The sequence below is a fragment of the Selenomonas sp. oral taxon 137 str. F0430 genome, from assembly GCF_000183625.1.
GTDB lineage: Bacteria > Bacillota > Negativicutes > Selenomonadales > Selenomonadaceae > Centipeda > Centipeda artemidis.
The window spans coordinates 233,715-246,954 of sequence record NZ_AENV01000005.1; the positions used below are offsets into that span (position 1 = coordinate 233,715).

The 13,240-nt window shown below is 60.4% G+C and carries 13 protein-coding genes; 8 read left to right on the forward strand and 5 right to left on the reverse strand.

Features of this window, described 5'->3' with window-relative positions:
- Positions 1-3: 3 nt before the first annotated feature.
- The 3 genes from HMPREF9162_RS02475 (at position 4) to HMPREF9162_RS02485 (ending at position 2,440) form a co-directional block, all read left to right on the forward strand.
- Positions 4-366 carry an arsenate reductase family protein gene (locus HMPREF9162_RS02475; protein WP_009658728.1) on the forward strand — a complete coding sequence of 121 codons (363 nt, stop codon included), beginning with the start codon at positions 4-6 and terminating at the stop codon, positions 364-366.
- 28 nt (positions 367-394) lie between these two features.
- Positions 395-1,378 carry a YeiH family protein gene (locus tag HMPREF9162_RS02480; protein WP_009752735.1) on the forward strand — a complete coding sequence of 328 codons (984 nt, stop codon included), beginning with the start codon at positions 395-397 and terminating at the stop codon, positions 1,376-1,378.
- Positions 1,379-1,828: 450 nt separating this feature from the next.
- The gene (locus tag HMPREF9162_RS02485) at positions 1,829-2,440 is read left to right on the forward strand and encodes a DNA glycosylase (protein ID WP_009752746.1); all 612 of its coding nucleotides are present in this window, start codon (positions 1,829-1,831) and stop codon (positions 2,438-2,440) included.
- A 127-nt stretch (positions 2,441-2,567) separates the two neighbouring features.
- Here the strand turns inward: HMPREF9162_RS02485 and citX are convergent, their stop codons facing one another.
- From citX to HMPREF9162_RS02500, 3 genes are read right to left on the reverse strand one after another with little or no spacing between them, the layout of a single operon-like run.
- Positions 2,568-3,092 (reverse strand): citrate lyase holo-[acyl-carrier protein] synthase, encoded by a 525-nt coding sequence (citX, locus tag HMPREF9162_RS02490; protein WP_009438271.1) that lies wholly within the window; start codon positions 3,090-3,092, stop codon positions 2,568-2,570.
- A gap of 46 nt (positions 3,093-3,138) precedes the next feature.
- Positions 3,139-4,185, reverse strand: a complete 1,047-nt coding sequence (gene citC, locus HMPREF9162_RS02495) for a [citrate (pro-3S)-lyase] ligase (RefSeq protein ID WP_009752506.1) — start codon at positions 4,183-4,185, stop codon at positions 3,139-3,141.
- 18 nt (positions 4,186-4,203) lie between these two features.
- Complete coding sequence (locus tag HMPREF9162_RS02500; RefSeq protein ID WP_009658611.1) at positions 4,204-5,052, reverse strand: LysR family transcriptional regulator; 849 nt, start codon at positions 5,050-5,052, stop codon at positions 4,204-4,206.
- Between the two features lie 221 nt (positions 5,053-5,273).
- Here HMPREF9162_RS02500 and citD point away from each other — a divergent pair, with 221 nt between their 5' ends.
- The 5 genes from citD (at position 5,274) to HMPREF9162_RS02525 (ending at position 10,392) form a co-directional block, all read left to right on the forward strand.
- Positions 5,274-5,576 carry a citrate lyase acyl carrier protein gene (gene citD, locus HMPREF9162_RS02505; RefSeq protein WP_009752555.1) on the forward strand — a complete coding sequence of 101 codons (303 nt, stop codon included), beginning with the start codon at positions 5,274-5,276 and terminating at the stop codon, positions 5,574-5,576.
- Positions 5,573-6,484, forward strand: coding sequence for an aldolase/citrate lyase family protein (locus HMPREF9162_RS02510; protein WP_009438274.1), 912 nt, complete (start codon positions 5,573-5,575; stop codon positions 6,482-6,484). Before citD ends, HMPREF9162_RS02510 begins: the two co-directional genes overlap by 4 nt.
- Positions 6,485-6,497: 13 nt before the next feature.
- Complete coding sequence (gene citF / locus HMPREF9162_RS02515) at positions 6,498-8,057, forward strand: citrate lyase subunit alpha (protein WP_009752718.1); 1,560 nt, start codon at positions 6,498-6,500, stop codon at positions 8,055-8,057.
- A gap of 112 nt (positions 8,058-8,169) precedes the next feature.
- Positions 8,170-9,024, forward strand: coding sequence for a triphosphoribosyl-dephospho-CoA synthase CitG (gene citG / locus HMPREF9162_RS02520; protein WP_009438214.1), 855 nt, complete (start codon positions 8,170-8,172; stop codon positions 9,022-9,024).
- Between the two features lie 42 nt (positions 9,025-9,066).
- The gene (locus HMPREF9162_RS02525; protein WP_009438284.1) at positions 9,067-10,392 is read left to right on the forward strand and encodes a CitMHS family transporter; all 1,326 of its coding nucleotides are present in this window, start codon (positions 9,067-9,069) and stop codon (positions 10,390-10,392) included.
- An 84-nt stretch (positions 10,393-10,476) separates the two neighbouring features.
- Here the strand turns inward: HMPREF9162_RS02525 and HMPREF9162_RS02530 are convergent, their stop codons facing one another.
- Together HMPREF9162_RS02530 and purB are read right to left on the reverse strand one after the other, a co-directional pair.
- Complete coding sequence (locus HMPREF9162_RS02530; RefSeq protein ID WP_009752579.1) at positions 10,477-11,763, reverse strand: adenylosuccinate synthase; 1,287 nt, start codon at positions 11,761-11,763, stop codon at positions 10,477-10,479.
- A 37-nt stretch (positions 11,764-11,800) separates the two neighbouring features.
- Positions 11,801-13,093 carry an adenylosuccinate lyase gene (gene purB, locus HMPREF9162_RS02535; protein WP_009438316.1) on the reverse strand — a complete coding sequence of 431 codons (1,293 nt, stop codon included), beginning with the start codon at positions 13,091-13,093 and terminating at the stop codon, positions 11,801-11,803.
- Positions 13,094-13,240: the final 147 nt, after the last annotated feature.

Below are 13,240 nucleotides of genomic sequence, written 5' to 3' on the forward strand. Positions count from 1 at the left end.
CATATGACAAAGGATATTCTATTCATCGGCTACCCGAAGTGCTCGACCTGCCAAAAGGCGGAGAAGTTCCTGCGGGCGCATGGCTGCGGCGCACCGATGCGCGACATCAAGGCGGAGCCGCCGACGGCAGACGAACTGCGCGCGTGGCATGAGCGCAGCGGGCTGCCGCTGAAGCGGTTTTTCAACACGAGCGGACTGAAATACAAGGAACTCGGGCTGAAGGACAAGCTGCCCGCGATGACGGAGGAGGAGCAGTACGCACTGCTCGCCACGGACGGGATGCTCGTCAAGCGTCCCCTGATCATCACGCCGAAGGGGATTCTCACGGGATTTCGCGAGAAGGAGTGGGCGGAGCTGCTTTCGTGACGGTGTTCCTCGATAGAAAGGATTTTGGATGAAACGGGAAGATCTGAAGGGCATCCTCTACACGCTCATTTTTGCGATTGCCGCCTATGTACTCGGTGGCTATTTCCCCATCGTCGGCGGTCCCGTGTTCGGCATCCTCATCGGGATGCTGTTTGCGCGGCGCCGCCGTCCGAAGTCGGTGGAGAGCGGCATTCGCTTTACGGGCAAGAAGATTTTGCAGTATGCCATCATCCTGCTTGGCTTTGAGATGAATCTCTTTCACGTCGCCGAGGTGGGGGCGCAGTCGCTCTACGTCATGATATTCACATTGATCGCGGCGTTCGGCGCGGCGTTTCTCATGGGGAAAGCGCTCGGACTCGACCGCGATATGACGTCGCTCGTCGGGGCGGGCACCGCCATCTGCGGCGGCTCTGCGATTGCCGCCGTTGCGCCCGTCATCGGGGCGAAGGATCGGGACGTCGTGATTTCGATTGCGACGATTTTCCTCTTTAATGTGCTCGCGGTCTTTATTTTCCCCGCCATCGGGCACAGCTGGGGCATGACGGACGCGGGATTCGGCATGTGGGCGGGCACCGCCATCAACGACACCTCGTCCGTTGTTGCGGCGGGCTACGCGTACAGTCACGAGGCGGGCGCGTACGCGACCATCGTGAAACTCACGCGTACGCTGATGATCGTGCCGGTCTGTCTCTTCTTTGCGCTGCTCGTTTCGCGCCGCGCGAAGGAGACGGGCGAGGGGTTCTCCCTGCGGCGCATCTTCCCGATGTTCGTCCTCTACTTTGTCCTCGCCTGCATCGTGAATACGACGGGCGTCCTGCCGGCGGAGGTGTCGCACGGACTCGGCGCGCTGGGTAAGTTTGCCATCGTCATGGCGATGAGCGCCATCGGGCTGAACACCGACCTCGCATCGCTCGTAAAGAACGGGCTGCGGCCGCTCGCCCTCGGGCTCGTCTGCTGGATCGCTGTCGCGGGAACGTCCATCATCGTACAGCGCGCGCTCGGACTGCTCTAATATGAGCAGCGTATTTTTGTGCTTGTCAGGAGACGCGTAAGCTGTTATAATGAGAACAGAAAGAACGCCCCTCGGGCGGCATATTTCCAAAATTAAGCGTTTATTTTATATTAACCGCACATTGTGGAGATGGGCGGTTATTTCTTTGTAAGAACTAGTAGGTAACCGGTCGCTGCGATGAGCAATACAATCGCATTCACTATGGTCATACCTACCACCCCCTTTCGGGGGAAAGATACCGCCAAGTCCGGGGAACGTTCCTATGATATTATAGCGAACGTCTGTATTGGATGCAATACGGTATTTTGGACTTGCGAGATGATGAACAAGCTGTTACAATGGGTATAGAAAGAACGCCCCTCGGGCGGCATCTTTCCAAGAATCGCTTGCTTTTACTTAAAACAACCGCTCATTGTCCGGATGGGCGGTTATTTCTTTAGGAGGAATCGGATGGAAAACAGCATACAGGAAATAGAACTGCGCCCCTTTCCGCCGTTTCTGCCGCCCCGTGCGACGGTCATGATGATGGGGAGCTTCCCGCCAAGCGCGGAGAAGCGCGCGATGGCGTTCCACTACCCGAACTTTCAAAACGACATGTGGCGCGTCTACGGGCTCGTATTCTTCGGAGACGTGCAGCACTTTCAGGTGCCGGAGGCAAAGGCGTTTGACGCCGACCGCATCAAGGCATTCCTCATGGAGGAGGGCATTGCCTCCTGCCCGACGGTGAAGCGCGCCATTCGCCGGCACGGCAACGCATCCGACGCCTACCTCGACGTCGTCGAGACCGTCGACATCGCTGCGGTGCTCGGCGACATTCCCGAATGCCGCCGCATCTGCACGACGGGCGGGAAGGCGACGGAGATATTGCTCTCCCTGCTCGACGCCGAGGTCAAGGCAAAGGACGTCAAGACGGGCACGACGATCTCCGCACGCTGCGGCGCCCGCGACCTCCTCGTCACGCGCCTGCCGTCCACCTCGCGCGCCTATCCGATGAAGCTCGAGAAGAAGGCGGAGTATTATCGGGCGTTTTTCGAGGAAGCGGGATTATTGGGGACGCTGTGATACGATAAAATCAACATATCATAAAAGAGCCGCTCTGTACCGACGCGATTTGAAACTCGGTACGGAGCGGTTCTTTTTGTTTAGACGGGGGATGATGCGCCGGAAAGACTGCTGAGCCGTATGACGCTCACGCGGGCGGAGGCATTTCATAGTCTGTGCGGAGGAGGCGTTCGACCACTTCCTGCAGCTGCGCGACGCTGTGGCGGCGGCTGCGCGCGCAGTCCTGCGCCTGTCTGCCGCAGAGGAGACAGCGGCGCGGGACGCGTCGCGTGATTTTTTCGCCCGCCGCATCGAGGACATCCATGTCGAACAGTCTGCCGAGCGGGTGCGTCTCCTCCAAGGTCACGGCAATAGACTTGATTTCTTCGGGGGCGGCGCGGAGCGCGAGTATGGCTTCGTCGCCTGTCGCCTCGTGCCGCTCTTCCCGCGCGATGCACGGGATGTTTCGCTTCGCCAGCGCTGCGGTGAGTGCGTCGAGCCCCGCGTCAAAGGCGCGGCGAATGTCTGCGGAGGTCTTGACGGGGCCGGGGATGTTGAGCGTGTACGAGAGCAGCGGCGCATGAAAGCGCGCCAAGAGATCCCGCTGACGCAGGGCGCGCGCTTCGCGTGCGGCGAGCATAGCGGTGAGATCAACGGGGGTGCCGTGCAGCATAGGCGTTCCTTTCTCTGATCGGCGTATGGACGTGCCGCGCGCGGTTTCAGTAATGTACGACATCCTCCGCCTTCGCGATGGCGCGGCGCACGGGGGCGCTCTCCTCCGATCGCAGATAGGCAAGGGTGGACGGCGGAACGAGCGCGGCCAGCGCGGAAAGGTCATCGTCCTTAATACAGCGGCGCACAGTGGACGCGCTGATAGGCATCCCTGCGTATTCTTTGCGCGGAATGATTTCGCATGCAATGCCCGCCTGCGGCAGGAGCGTCCGCATGGTCTCGTTGTAAAGGCTCGTCACGCGGCTTGCGCGCTCCGCTCCGACATAGCGGCGCGTGATGCGGAGCGCCGCGGCGATTTTTGTAAAGACGGCGAGATCCAGCTGTGCGTGCCCGCGGATCGCATCGTCTTCGTCTTTTTGGAAATAGCTCGGGAAGGTCGCTTGACTGACGATATACGAGCCGCTCTCATGCAGAACGACGTTCGACAGGTGTGCGGTTCCTTCTCGTACGAGTCGGACGCGCACATCGTGCGGGAAAAAACTCGCGTCCTCGCTGACGATGAAGAGGTGCACGCGGTCGTTCTCCTGTGCGGCGTGCTCCGCGAGATATTGGTGCCCGAGGGTAAAGGGGTTCGCGTTCATGACGATGGCGGCGATGCGCGCCGCATCCCCCGCAGGCGTTTCCGCCCGTAATTTTTTCAGGTAATCGGAGAAGCCCCAGCGGGTGTTTTCCATAAAGACAACGTGATCCGGCACGCGCGCGATCTCGTAAAAGCCGAGGTCGCCGAAGAATTGGGCGGATGCACATTTGGTATAGAGAAAGACGGGGCTGTTGCCGCGTGCCTGCTGCACGTCGAGGAGATGGGTCAGCAGTGCGTTCAGCAGTCCTTCGCCTTGCCGGGCAGCGTCCACGGCGAGACAGCGCAGTGTATTTCCCGCGCAGCTGCCCGTCGCGATGACGGCGCGGTGCCCGTCATAGACGGCGCATGTGTAGTCGAGCCGCGGGTCGAGACGCAGACCCTCTTTTGCGAGAAGGGCGCGGACGGCGGCGATCCCTGCACGGTCGGAGGGATAGATCACGGAGATGTCGGACATATCGGACTCCTTTGCGGATCAGCGGAACATGTCGATGAAGGCGCGCACCTGCGGAAGCTCCTCCGCCTGTGCGGTGTAAAAGAGGTAGGTGGCGCGCATGAGCGGCGTGCCGTCGGCAAAGTACATCGGGCGAACGCAGCCGTCGAACTGCGCAAGGCAGATCTGCGGCACGATGCTCCAGCCGAGTCCCTGTCGTACCATCTCCATGCAGGTGGCTGTGCTGTTCGCGGCGATATGGCTTTTTGCCGGGGGAATGCGGTTTTCTTTCATCCACTGGGTGATGTCGCGCGCCATCTCGGTGTCCGTATGGCGTGTGACCTGGCTGAATTCGCGCAGCGGGCGGCTCGCATCCTCCTTGCTTGTGATGACGCAGATCGGTTCGCGCCCCAGGAACATGCGCGGACCGATCCAGTCGGAGTGCTCGCCGCGCAGGATAGCGACCTCGTCCTTTCCCGCGAGGAACCGTGAAAAGACATCTTGGCTCGAGCACGTGACGAACTGCGTCTGTACGAGCGGATAGCGGCTCCGGTAAAGATGCAGTCGTGCGGGCAGGCGGTACACGGCATAGTTGATCGAGACGCCGACACGCAGCGTGCCGGACACAACGCCCTGTCGATCTTTGAGCGCGCGGTGCATCGTGTTGACTTCGTGGAGGACGGTACGCGCGTGCGCGAGGACGATTTCGCCCGCGGGCGTAAACTGGATGCCCTGCCGCGAACGCAGGAGGAGAACGATGCCAAGTTCCTTCTCAATATGTCGCACTCGTTTAGAAACCGACGACTGAGTGATGAAAAGCTCCTCTGCCGCATGCGTGATATTGCGCGTGCGCGCAAGTGTCACGAGCAGACTGAAATCCTGAACATCCATACGACTCCCTCTCTTCGGCGGCATGACGCGATGGTCTTCGGCCCAGATGCAGTGCATTCTGCAGGGCAGATGTCTTCGTATTTTTCTTCATTATACCGCTCGTACTGACAAAACACCATAGAAACATTCCAAAAGGGAATGGCGTGAACAGAAAAAGAGAACTTTTACAAGCACGGGGAATTCGTGGTTTAATGGTATCATAAATGAAAGGAGGAAATGCGATGGAGATTCAGAAATCTGCAATCGCCGGTACACTTGAGTCGAGCGATGCGCAGGTCACGGTTGCACCGGGGACGGACGGCATCGAGCTGACCGTCGAGAGCAGCGTCATGAATCAATACGGGCGCGCGATTCGTCGTACGGTTCTTGCAACACTGGAACGTCTCGGCGTCACAGCGGCGCGCGTGCAGGTCGTCGATAAGGGCGCTCTCGACTGCACGATCAAGGCACGCGTGGAGTGCGCCGTATTCCGCAGCGCAGAAGCATCGGCCAGAGACGTTCCGTGGGGAGGTGTCGTCAGATGATCCCAAGACCGAAACCGCAGCGGTTCCGGCTGCGCCGCACGATGCTCTTCATGAATGCGCAGAAGCCGGGACTCATCAAGGACGCTTATATTTACGGCGTCGACAGCATTATTCTCGATTTGGAGGACGCAGTCGCCGAGAACCAGAAGGACGCGGCGCGGTTCTCGCTCTACCATGCGCTCAAAAGCGTCGATTACGGCGATACCGAGGTGCTTGTGCGCATGAACGGGCTGGAGACGCCGCACTGGCAGGAGGACGTCCGCGTGAGCGTCGCGGCCGGCGCGGACGGCGTGCGCATCGCGAAATGCGAGAGCGCGGCGGACGTGCGCCTTGTCGAGGAACATGTGCGCGCGGCCGAGGAGGAGTTTGGCGTCGAGACCGGCCGTACGCTCCTCATGGCGGCGCTCGAAAGCCCGAAAGGCATTCTCAACGCGGCCGAGATCTGCACGGCGTCGGAGCGCATGCTCGGCGTCGCGATCTCGGGCGGCGATTTCCGGAAAAGCATGCACGTCCGTCCCGTGCCCGGCGGTGTCGAGATCAACACGGCGCGCAGCCTCATGCTTCTCGCGGCGCGCGCGGCGGGCATCCAGTGCTTTGATACTGTGTTCACGGCGCTCGACGACGAGGAGGGCTTCCGCGCGGAGGTGCGGCTCGATCACGAGATGGGATTTGACGGCAAGAGTCTCATCAATCCGCGTCAGATCGCCTATGTGCACGAGACCTTCGCGCCCACGCCCGCAGAGATCGCAACGGCGGAGCTCTACGTCCGCAGCTATGAGGAGCAGTCGAAGCAGGGCGTCGGCGTCTATACGGTCAACGGGAAAATGGTCGATATTCCCTTCATTGAGGATGCACAGCGCATCATCGCGCTCGCGAAGGCATGCGGCGTCTATCACGGCGATTTGTAAAGGAGGCGATTTGATGAAAAACGCAGTGGGCAGAGAAATTCCGGACACACTTCTGACGGACGGCAAAGAGGTTTACCGGGGGAAATATCATAAGGACGGTCAATATTTCCGCAAGGCCGGGCCGCGCGTGCGCCGAGCGGAGCGGCCGCAGGCGTCGAAGGTCGTCGCTTCGATCCGCGAGGCGTGTGAGAAATGCGGCGCGCGCGACGGCATGACCGTCTCGTTCCATCATTCCTTCCGCAACGGTGACTATGTGACGAGCATGGTCATGAAGGTACTCGTGGAGGAGATGGGGCTGAAGGATCTCACCGTTGCAACAACTTCGCTCGGCAGCGCGCAGGATCTCCTCGCGGACTACATCGAGCAGGGGAAGATCATTGGTGTTCAGTCCTCCGGTGTACGCGGCCGCATCGGCGAGGTGATTTCCGCCGGCAAGCTCAAGACGCCTGCGATCATCCGCAGTCACGGCGGGCGCCCGCGTGCGATTGAGACAGGCGAGCTTACGATCGATATCAGCTTTATCGCGGCGTCTGCGGCTGATGACTACGGCAACGCGAACGGCACGGGCGGAAAGAACAACTGCGGAACACTCGGCTATGCGGTCGCTGATTCGCGCTATGCCGATCACGTCGTCGTCGTCACGGATACGCTCGTCCCGTTTCCCAATTCGCCCGCGCCGATCGCGGCGATCGACGTGGACTATGTCGTGGTTGTAGAGGAGATCGGCGATCCGAAAAAAATCGGCACGAAAGAAGCGCGCGTCACGGAGGATCCGCGCAATCTGATGATGGCGGAGAACTGTGCGAAGATCATCGCCGCAACCCCGTATTTTAAGGACGGATTTTCCTTCCAAACCGGTGTCGGCGGCCCTTCGCTCGCAGTCAACCGCTATCTCGAGACCTATATGCGCGAACGCGGCATTGTGATGGGCTTTGCGCTCGGCGGTATGGGGGCAACGATCTGCGATCTCATGGACAAGGGGCTCGTGCGGAGACTCCTCGATACCCAGGATTTTGACACAAAGGCAATCGAACATCTCGCCGCTCATCCGGACAAACACCTTGAGATCTCTACAAGCGAGTATGCGAACCCCGCGAATAAGGGCGCGTATGTGAACAAGCTGGATTTCGTCGTGCTCGCGGCGCTCGAAGTCGATACGGACTTCAACGTCAATGTGCTGACCGGCTCGGACGGCGTGCTGCGCGGCGCTCCGGGCGGACACCCGGATACGGCCGCGGGGAGCAAATGCTGCATCATCGTCACGCCGCTCGTACGCGGGCGCATGGCGACCGTCTGCAAGAAAGTCGTTACGGTGACAACACCGGGCGATTGTGTGGACGTTGTCGTGACAGATTATGGCATTGCGGTCAACCCCATGCGCAGAGATCTCGTCGCATGTCTTGACGCGGCGGGCATCGCGCATACGACGATCGAGGCGCTGCAGGAAAAGGCATACAGCCTTGTCGGCACGCCTGACGAACTCGAATGGGAAGACCGGGTCATCGCCGTGCTCGAGGCGCGAGACGGAACGATCCTCGATGTCGTACGTAAAATCAAGCCGCTGCAGATCTAAGGATCGGTCGGTGGGGAATGCCCTCGGGAATCGTGCCCGGAGGGGAGCGAGACACCCCCGCGGCGCCTGCCGGATCAATTTTCACGATGCAAGGGAGTGAGGTGACGAAAGGATGGATCGAGCCGCGTACATCGCATCATTCGCGCTCGAGGCTCTGCTCGTGGAGGCGGCGGCGACGCCGAAACCCGGGCTTGTCGACCGCGCGAACTGCGGTGCACATGCAGATATGGACTTCTTTACCTTTCAGATCTCGGCGGCGGCGATCGCACCGTTCTTGCCCGTCTTCGTCCGCACGGGCATAGAGCATACGACCGACGCACCCGCGCTGCTTACGTCGCTCCGGCGCGTCGGTTTGGAGGCGGAGCGCGCGATGTTTGCACGTACCGGCGGCGTCAACACACACAAGGGGGCGATCTTTAGCTTCGGCGTGCTCCTTGGCGCTGCGGGGCTGGCGCTGCGGCGGGGTAAAAAATGCACGGCGGAGTGTGTGCTTGATCTCGTTCAGGAGATCTGTGCGGGGATCTGCCGCCGCCACTTCGATGGTCTGGATGCTTGCGCTCCCGAGACAAAAGGAGACGCGGCGTATCTCGCCTGCGGTGCGACGGGCGCGCGCGGGACAGCAGAGGCAGGGTTCCCTCTTGTGCGCCGTATCGCCCTGCCGCTCTATCGCGCACTGATGGATCAGGGGCTGCCCATGAACGACGCACTCGTCGACGTTCTCGTTACGCTCATCACACTTAATGATGATACGAATATCCTCAGCCGCCACCACCTCGGTGTCCTGCACGAAGTGCAGGCGACAGCGCGCCGCGCCGAAGCGCTCGGCGGAATGGCGGCACCCGAAGGCCGCGCGGCAATCCTGCAGATGGACGAGGACTTCATTCGCAAGTGGATCAGTCCGGGCGGATCGGCGGATCTCCTTGCCGTCACTTATTTTCTCTATGCACTCGAACGCGCGGACGGATAATGTTTCCGCGTGCTGATGAAATACGCAAAAGGAGGGACTTTTATGCTGTTGGCCATCACCGGCTTTGTCATGATTTTTCTGATCATCTACTGCCTGCTCCAAACGAAGGCGCATCCGACGCCGGTATTTGTCATCGTGCCGATCGTCTGCGCCATTGTCTGCGGCTTTGATTTTGCGCAGATTGCAGAGTTCGTCAAGAGCGGCGTAACGACGACCATGCCGGTCGCCGTGCTCTTTATCTTCTCCATCGTCTATTTCTCCATCATGTCGGAGGTCGGGCTGTTCGATCCGCTCGTCGACTTCCTCGTAAAACACGCGGGATCGAACGTCGTTCTCGTCACGGTGGCGACGGCGTGCATCGCCACGATCGCCCATCTCGACGGCGCGCTCGCCGCAACGCTGCTCGTGACGATCCCCGCGATGCTGCCAATCTACAAACGACTGCATATCCGTCCTGTCGTCCTCTGCGTCATCATCGGCGCGGCGATGAGTATCATGAACCTCTTGCCGTGGGGCGGTCCCGTCGCACGCGTCGGAGTGATCCTCGATACGGACGTCAATGCACTCTGGCACACGCTGATCCCACTGCAAATCGTCGGCATCGGCATGGTGCTCGTCTTCGCCGCCTTTATGGGCATTCTGGAAAAACGGCGCGGCGCGGGCGCCGTGCCGACGGGCAAGGCGGCGCAGCTCGATGAGGACGCCTCGTCCGCGAAGCAGGTCACCGCGGAGGAAGCGGCGGCGCTCAAGCGCCCGAAACTCTTCTGGTTCAATCTCCTACTCACGGTCGGTGTCATCGCACTGCTTTGCTTTACGAAGATTCAGCTGTATGCCGCCTTCATGATCGGGCTTTCCATTGCTCTTATCGTGAACTTCCCCGATCCGAAGATGCAGGGGGCGCGTATTCGCGCACATGCGGGTGAGGCGCTCGGCGTGCCGATGATCCTCCTCGCGTCAGGCGTGTTCCTCGGCGTATTGACGGGCAGCAAGATGCTCGAGGCGATGGCCGAGACGCTCGTCATGATCATCCCGGGATTCCTCGGGCCGTACTTCCATATCGTCATGGGAATATTCGCCGTGCCGATTGGTATGATGCTCGGCACGAGTCCGTATTTCTTCGGCCTCCTGCCGCTTGCGATCGGCGTCGGCGAGCAGTACGGCATCTCTCCCGAAAACATGTCGCACGCTATGCTGATCGGCAAGAACTTTGCCGTCCTCGTCACGCCGCACGCGGCGACGACCTTCCTCTGCTGCGGCCTCGCAGGTATCTCCATCAAGGATCTCCTGCGGTTCTGTATGCCGTGGCTTTGGCTGCTCTCCATCATTTCACTGTTCTTTGCCATCTTGCTGGGGATTGTCGTCGTCTAGACAATGTGAAAAACTTGTAATGCATACGAAAACGGCACAGGCGCGTGATGCGTGATCTGTGCCGTTTTTCTATATGCTGTGTCGTTAGAACAACTTCTCCGCGAGCACGATGGTCTGCTCGCGCGAGGGACCGACGGAGACGATGCCGAGGGCGATGCCCGTGACCTCAGCCATGCGCGTGAGGTAGCGGCGCGCGTTCTCGGGGAGCGCGTCGTAGCTGCGGATGCTGGAGATGTCGGTCTTCCACCCCGGGAAGGTCTCGTAGATCGGCTCGACCTCGGCGAGGACGTTCAGGCTCGCGGGGACACCCTTCAGCACATCGCCCTTGTGCCGGTAGCCCGTGCAGATCTTGATCTCGTCAAATCCGTCGAGGATATCGAGACGCGTGACCGCCATGTAGTCGATGCCCGAGAGCATCCCCGCGTGGCGGACGACAACGGCGTCGAGCCAGCCCGTGCGGCGCGGACGCCCCGTCACCGTGCCGAACTCGTGCCCTGCGCGGCGCAGCTCCTCGCCGATGTCGTTCAGCTGCTCGGTGGGGAAAGGGCCTTCGCCGACGCGCGTGCAGTATGCCTTGACGACGCCGATGACCGTATCGATCTTCTTCGGCGCAACGCCCGCGCCGATGGTGACGCCGCCCGAGATGGGATGCGAGGCGGTGACATACGGATAGGTGCCGTAGTCGATGTCGAGCATCGTCGCCTGTGCGCCCTCAAAGAGGATCTTGCGCCCCTCTGCGATCTCTTCGTTGATCAGCGGGATTGTGTCGGTGACGAGCGGGCGCAGACGCTCGGCGTAGCCCTTGTACTCGGCGAGCACCTCCTCGTAGACGAGGGGCGCGTGGTCGTATGCCGCCGCGAGCTCAGCGTTCTTGCGCGCGAGGTTCTTTTTGAGCTTTTTCGCAAACTCGTCGCCGTCCATGAGATCACAGACGCGGATGCCGACGCGGTCGTCGCGATCCATGTAGCAGGGGCCGATGCCGCGCCCCGTCGTGCCGATCTTGTCCGCGCCGCGCTGCGCATCGCCGATGCCGTCCATCAGGCGGTGGTAGGGCATGACTACATGGGCGCGGTCGGAGATGCGGATATGCGACACGTCGATGCCGCGCGATGCGAGAGCATCCATCTCCTGCAAACAGACCTCGGGATCAAAGGCGACCCCGTTCGCGATGATATTATGCGTCCCCTTGTAGAGAATGCCCGACGGCAGCAGGCGCAGCTTGTACTCCTCACCTGCGGCGACGACCGTGTGTCCCGCGTTGCAGCCGCCCTGATAGCGAACGACGGTATCCGCCTGCTCCGCGAGATAGTCGACGATCTTTCCCTTTCCCTCGTCGCCCCACTGCGTACCTGTGATAACGATGGTTGACATATGCTCAGTCCCCTTTTTTTATCAAAACCTGTTCCCTTTACAGGTCAAAACGCTTGAAGATTTCATCCACATTGCGGAGGAAATACTTATAATCAAAGCAGTCGTCTATCTCCTGTGTTGTCAGATGCTTGGAGATGTCCTCGTCCCGCTCGACATTCGTGCGGAAATCCTCTTTCTCGAGCCAGCGTTTCATGGCGTTGCGCTGCACCCATACATACGCTGTCTGGCGCATGACGCCCTTATTAACGAGCGCAGTGAGGATGCGCTGACTGTAGATGAGCCCGCCCGTGCGCCCCATGTTGTGGAGCATCGCATCGGGATAGACGAGGAGCTTGTCGACGATGTTTGTCAGCTTTGCGAGGCAGTAGTCCACGTTGATCGTGCTGTCCGGCAGGATGACGCGCTCGACGGAGGAGTGCGAGATGTCGCGCTCATGCCAGAGCGTCATGTCCTCGAGCGCCGCGACGGCGTTGCCGCGCACGAGCCGCGCCATGCCCGAGACGCGCTCGCAATTGATGGGATTGCGCTTGTGCGGCATCGCGGACGAGCCCTTTTGTCCCGCCTTGAAGAACTCCTCCGCCTCGCGGATATCCGTGCGTTGGAGGTTGCGGATTTCGGTCGCGATCTTCTCCATCGTGCCCGCGATGATCGCAAGCGTCGTGACGAGCTCGGCGTGGCGGTCGCGCTGGATGACCTGCGTTGCGAGACGGACGGGCGTGAGACCGAGACGTTTGCACGTCAGCTCCTCGATGCGCATGTCGATGTTGGAGTAGGTGCCGACCGCGCCCGAGAGCTTGCCGACCGAGACAATCTCCTGCGCGCGCGTCAGACGCTCAATGTCGCGCTCGATCTCTGCGCTCCAGAGGAGGAGCTTGAGTCCGAACGTCATAGGCTCCGCATGGATGCCGTGCGTACGTCCGATACACGGTGTATGGCGGAACTCGTCCGCACGGCGGCGGAGCACTTCGCGGAACTTACACAGCCCCGTAAGGATCAGCCCCGCGGCATCGCGCATCATGATGCAGTACGCCGTGTCCTTCACGTCGCTCGAGGTCAGTCCCTTGTGGATGTATTTCGAATCCTCGCCGACATTTTCCTCAAGGTTCGTGAGGAAGGCGATGATGTCGTGGTCGGTCGTCTTTTCGATCTCGTTGATGCGGGCGACGTCGAACTTCGCCGTACGGCGGATGTTCTCCACGGCAGCGGCGGGGATCTCGCCCAGCTCCGCCATCGCCTCGCACGCCGCGATCTCGACGTTCAGGATGGTCTGCCACTCATTCTCGATCGACCAGAGACGACCCATCTCCGGCCGCGTATAACGCTCTATCATCATATCCTCCTGCTCATGTGCACAGACATAAAACAACACCTATATCATATATCTCAAAGCGTCCAATGTCAACGAAAACAAAGCGTGCGGAGAACGTTCGGCGGAGTATGGCACCATGGTAAAAATTTAGGGCGTACTATTGACTTA

Bases quoted from the DNA above. Each gene is read 5' to 3' on its own strand.
- HMPREF9162_RS02475 (WP_009658728.1), top strand. From the start codon at position 4: ATGACAAAGGATATTCTATTCATCGGCTACCCGAAGTGCTCGACCTGC.
- HMPREF9162_RS02480 (WP_009752735.1), top strand. From the start codon at position 395: ATGAAACGGGAAGATCTGAAGGGCATCCTCTACACGCTCATTTTTGCG.
- HMPREF9162_RS02485 (WP_009752746.1), top strand. From the start codon at position 1,829: ATGGAAAACAGCATACAGGAAATAGAACTGCGCCCCTTTCCGCCGTTT.
- citX (WP_009438271.1), bottom strand. From the start codon at position 3,092: ATGCTGCACGGCACCCCCGTTGATCTCACCGCTATGCTCGCCGCACGC.
- citC (WP_009752506.1), bottom strand. From the start codon at position 4,185: ATGTCCGACATCTCCGTGATCTATCCCTCCGACCGTGCAGGGATCGCC.
- HMPREF9162_RS02500 (WP_009658611.1), bottom strand. From the start codon at position 5,052: ATGGATGTTCAGGATTTCAGTCTGCTCGTGACACTTGCGCGCACGCGC.
- citD (WP_009752555.1), top strand. From the start codon at position 5,274: ATGGAGATTCAGAAATCTGCAATCGCCGGTACACTTGAGTCGAGCGAT.
- HMPREF9162_RS02510 (WP_009438274.1), top strand. From the start codon at position 5,573: ATGATCCCAAGACCGAAACCGCAGCGGTTCCGGCTGCGCCGCACGATG.
- citF (WP_009752718.1), top strand. From the start codon at position 6,498: ATGAAAAACGCAGTGGGCAGAGAAATTCCGGACACACTTCTGACGGAC.
- citG (WP_009438214.1), top strand. From the start codon at position 8,170: ATGGATCGAGCCGCGTACATCGCATCATTCGCGCTCGAGGCTCTGCTC.
- HMPREF9162_RS02525 (WP_009438284.1), top strand. From the start codon at position 9,067: ATGCTGTTGGCCATCACCGGCTTTGTCATGATTTTTCTGATCATCTAC.
- HMPREF9162_RS02530 (WP_009752579.1), bottom strand. From the start codon at position 11,763: ATGTCAACCATCGTTATCACAGGTACGCAGTGGGGCGACGAGGGAAAG.
- purB (WP_009438316.1), bottom strand. From the start codon at position 13,093: ATGATAGAGCGTTATACGCGGCCGGAGATGGGTCGTCTCTGGTCGATC.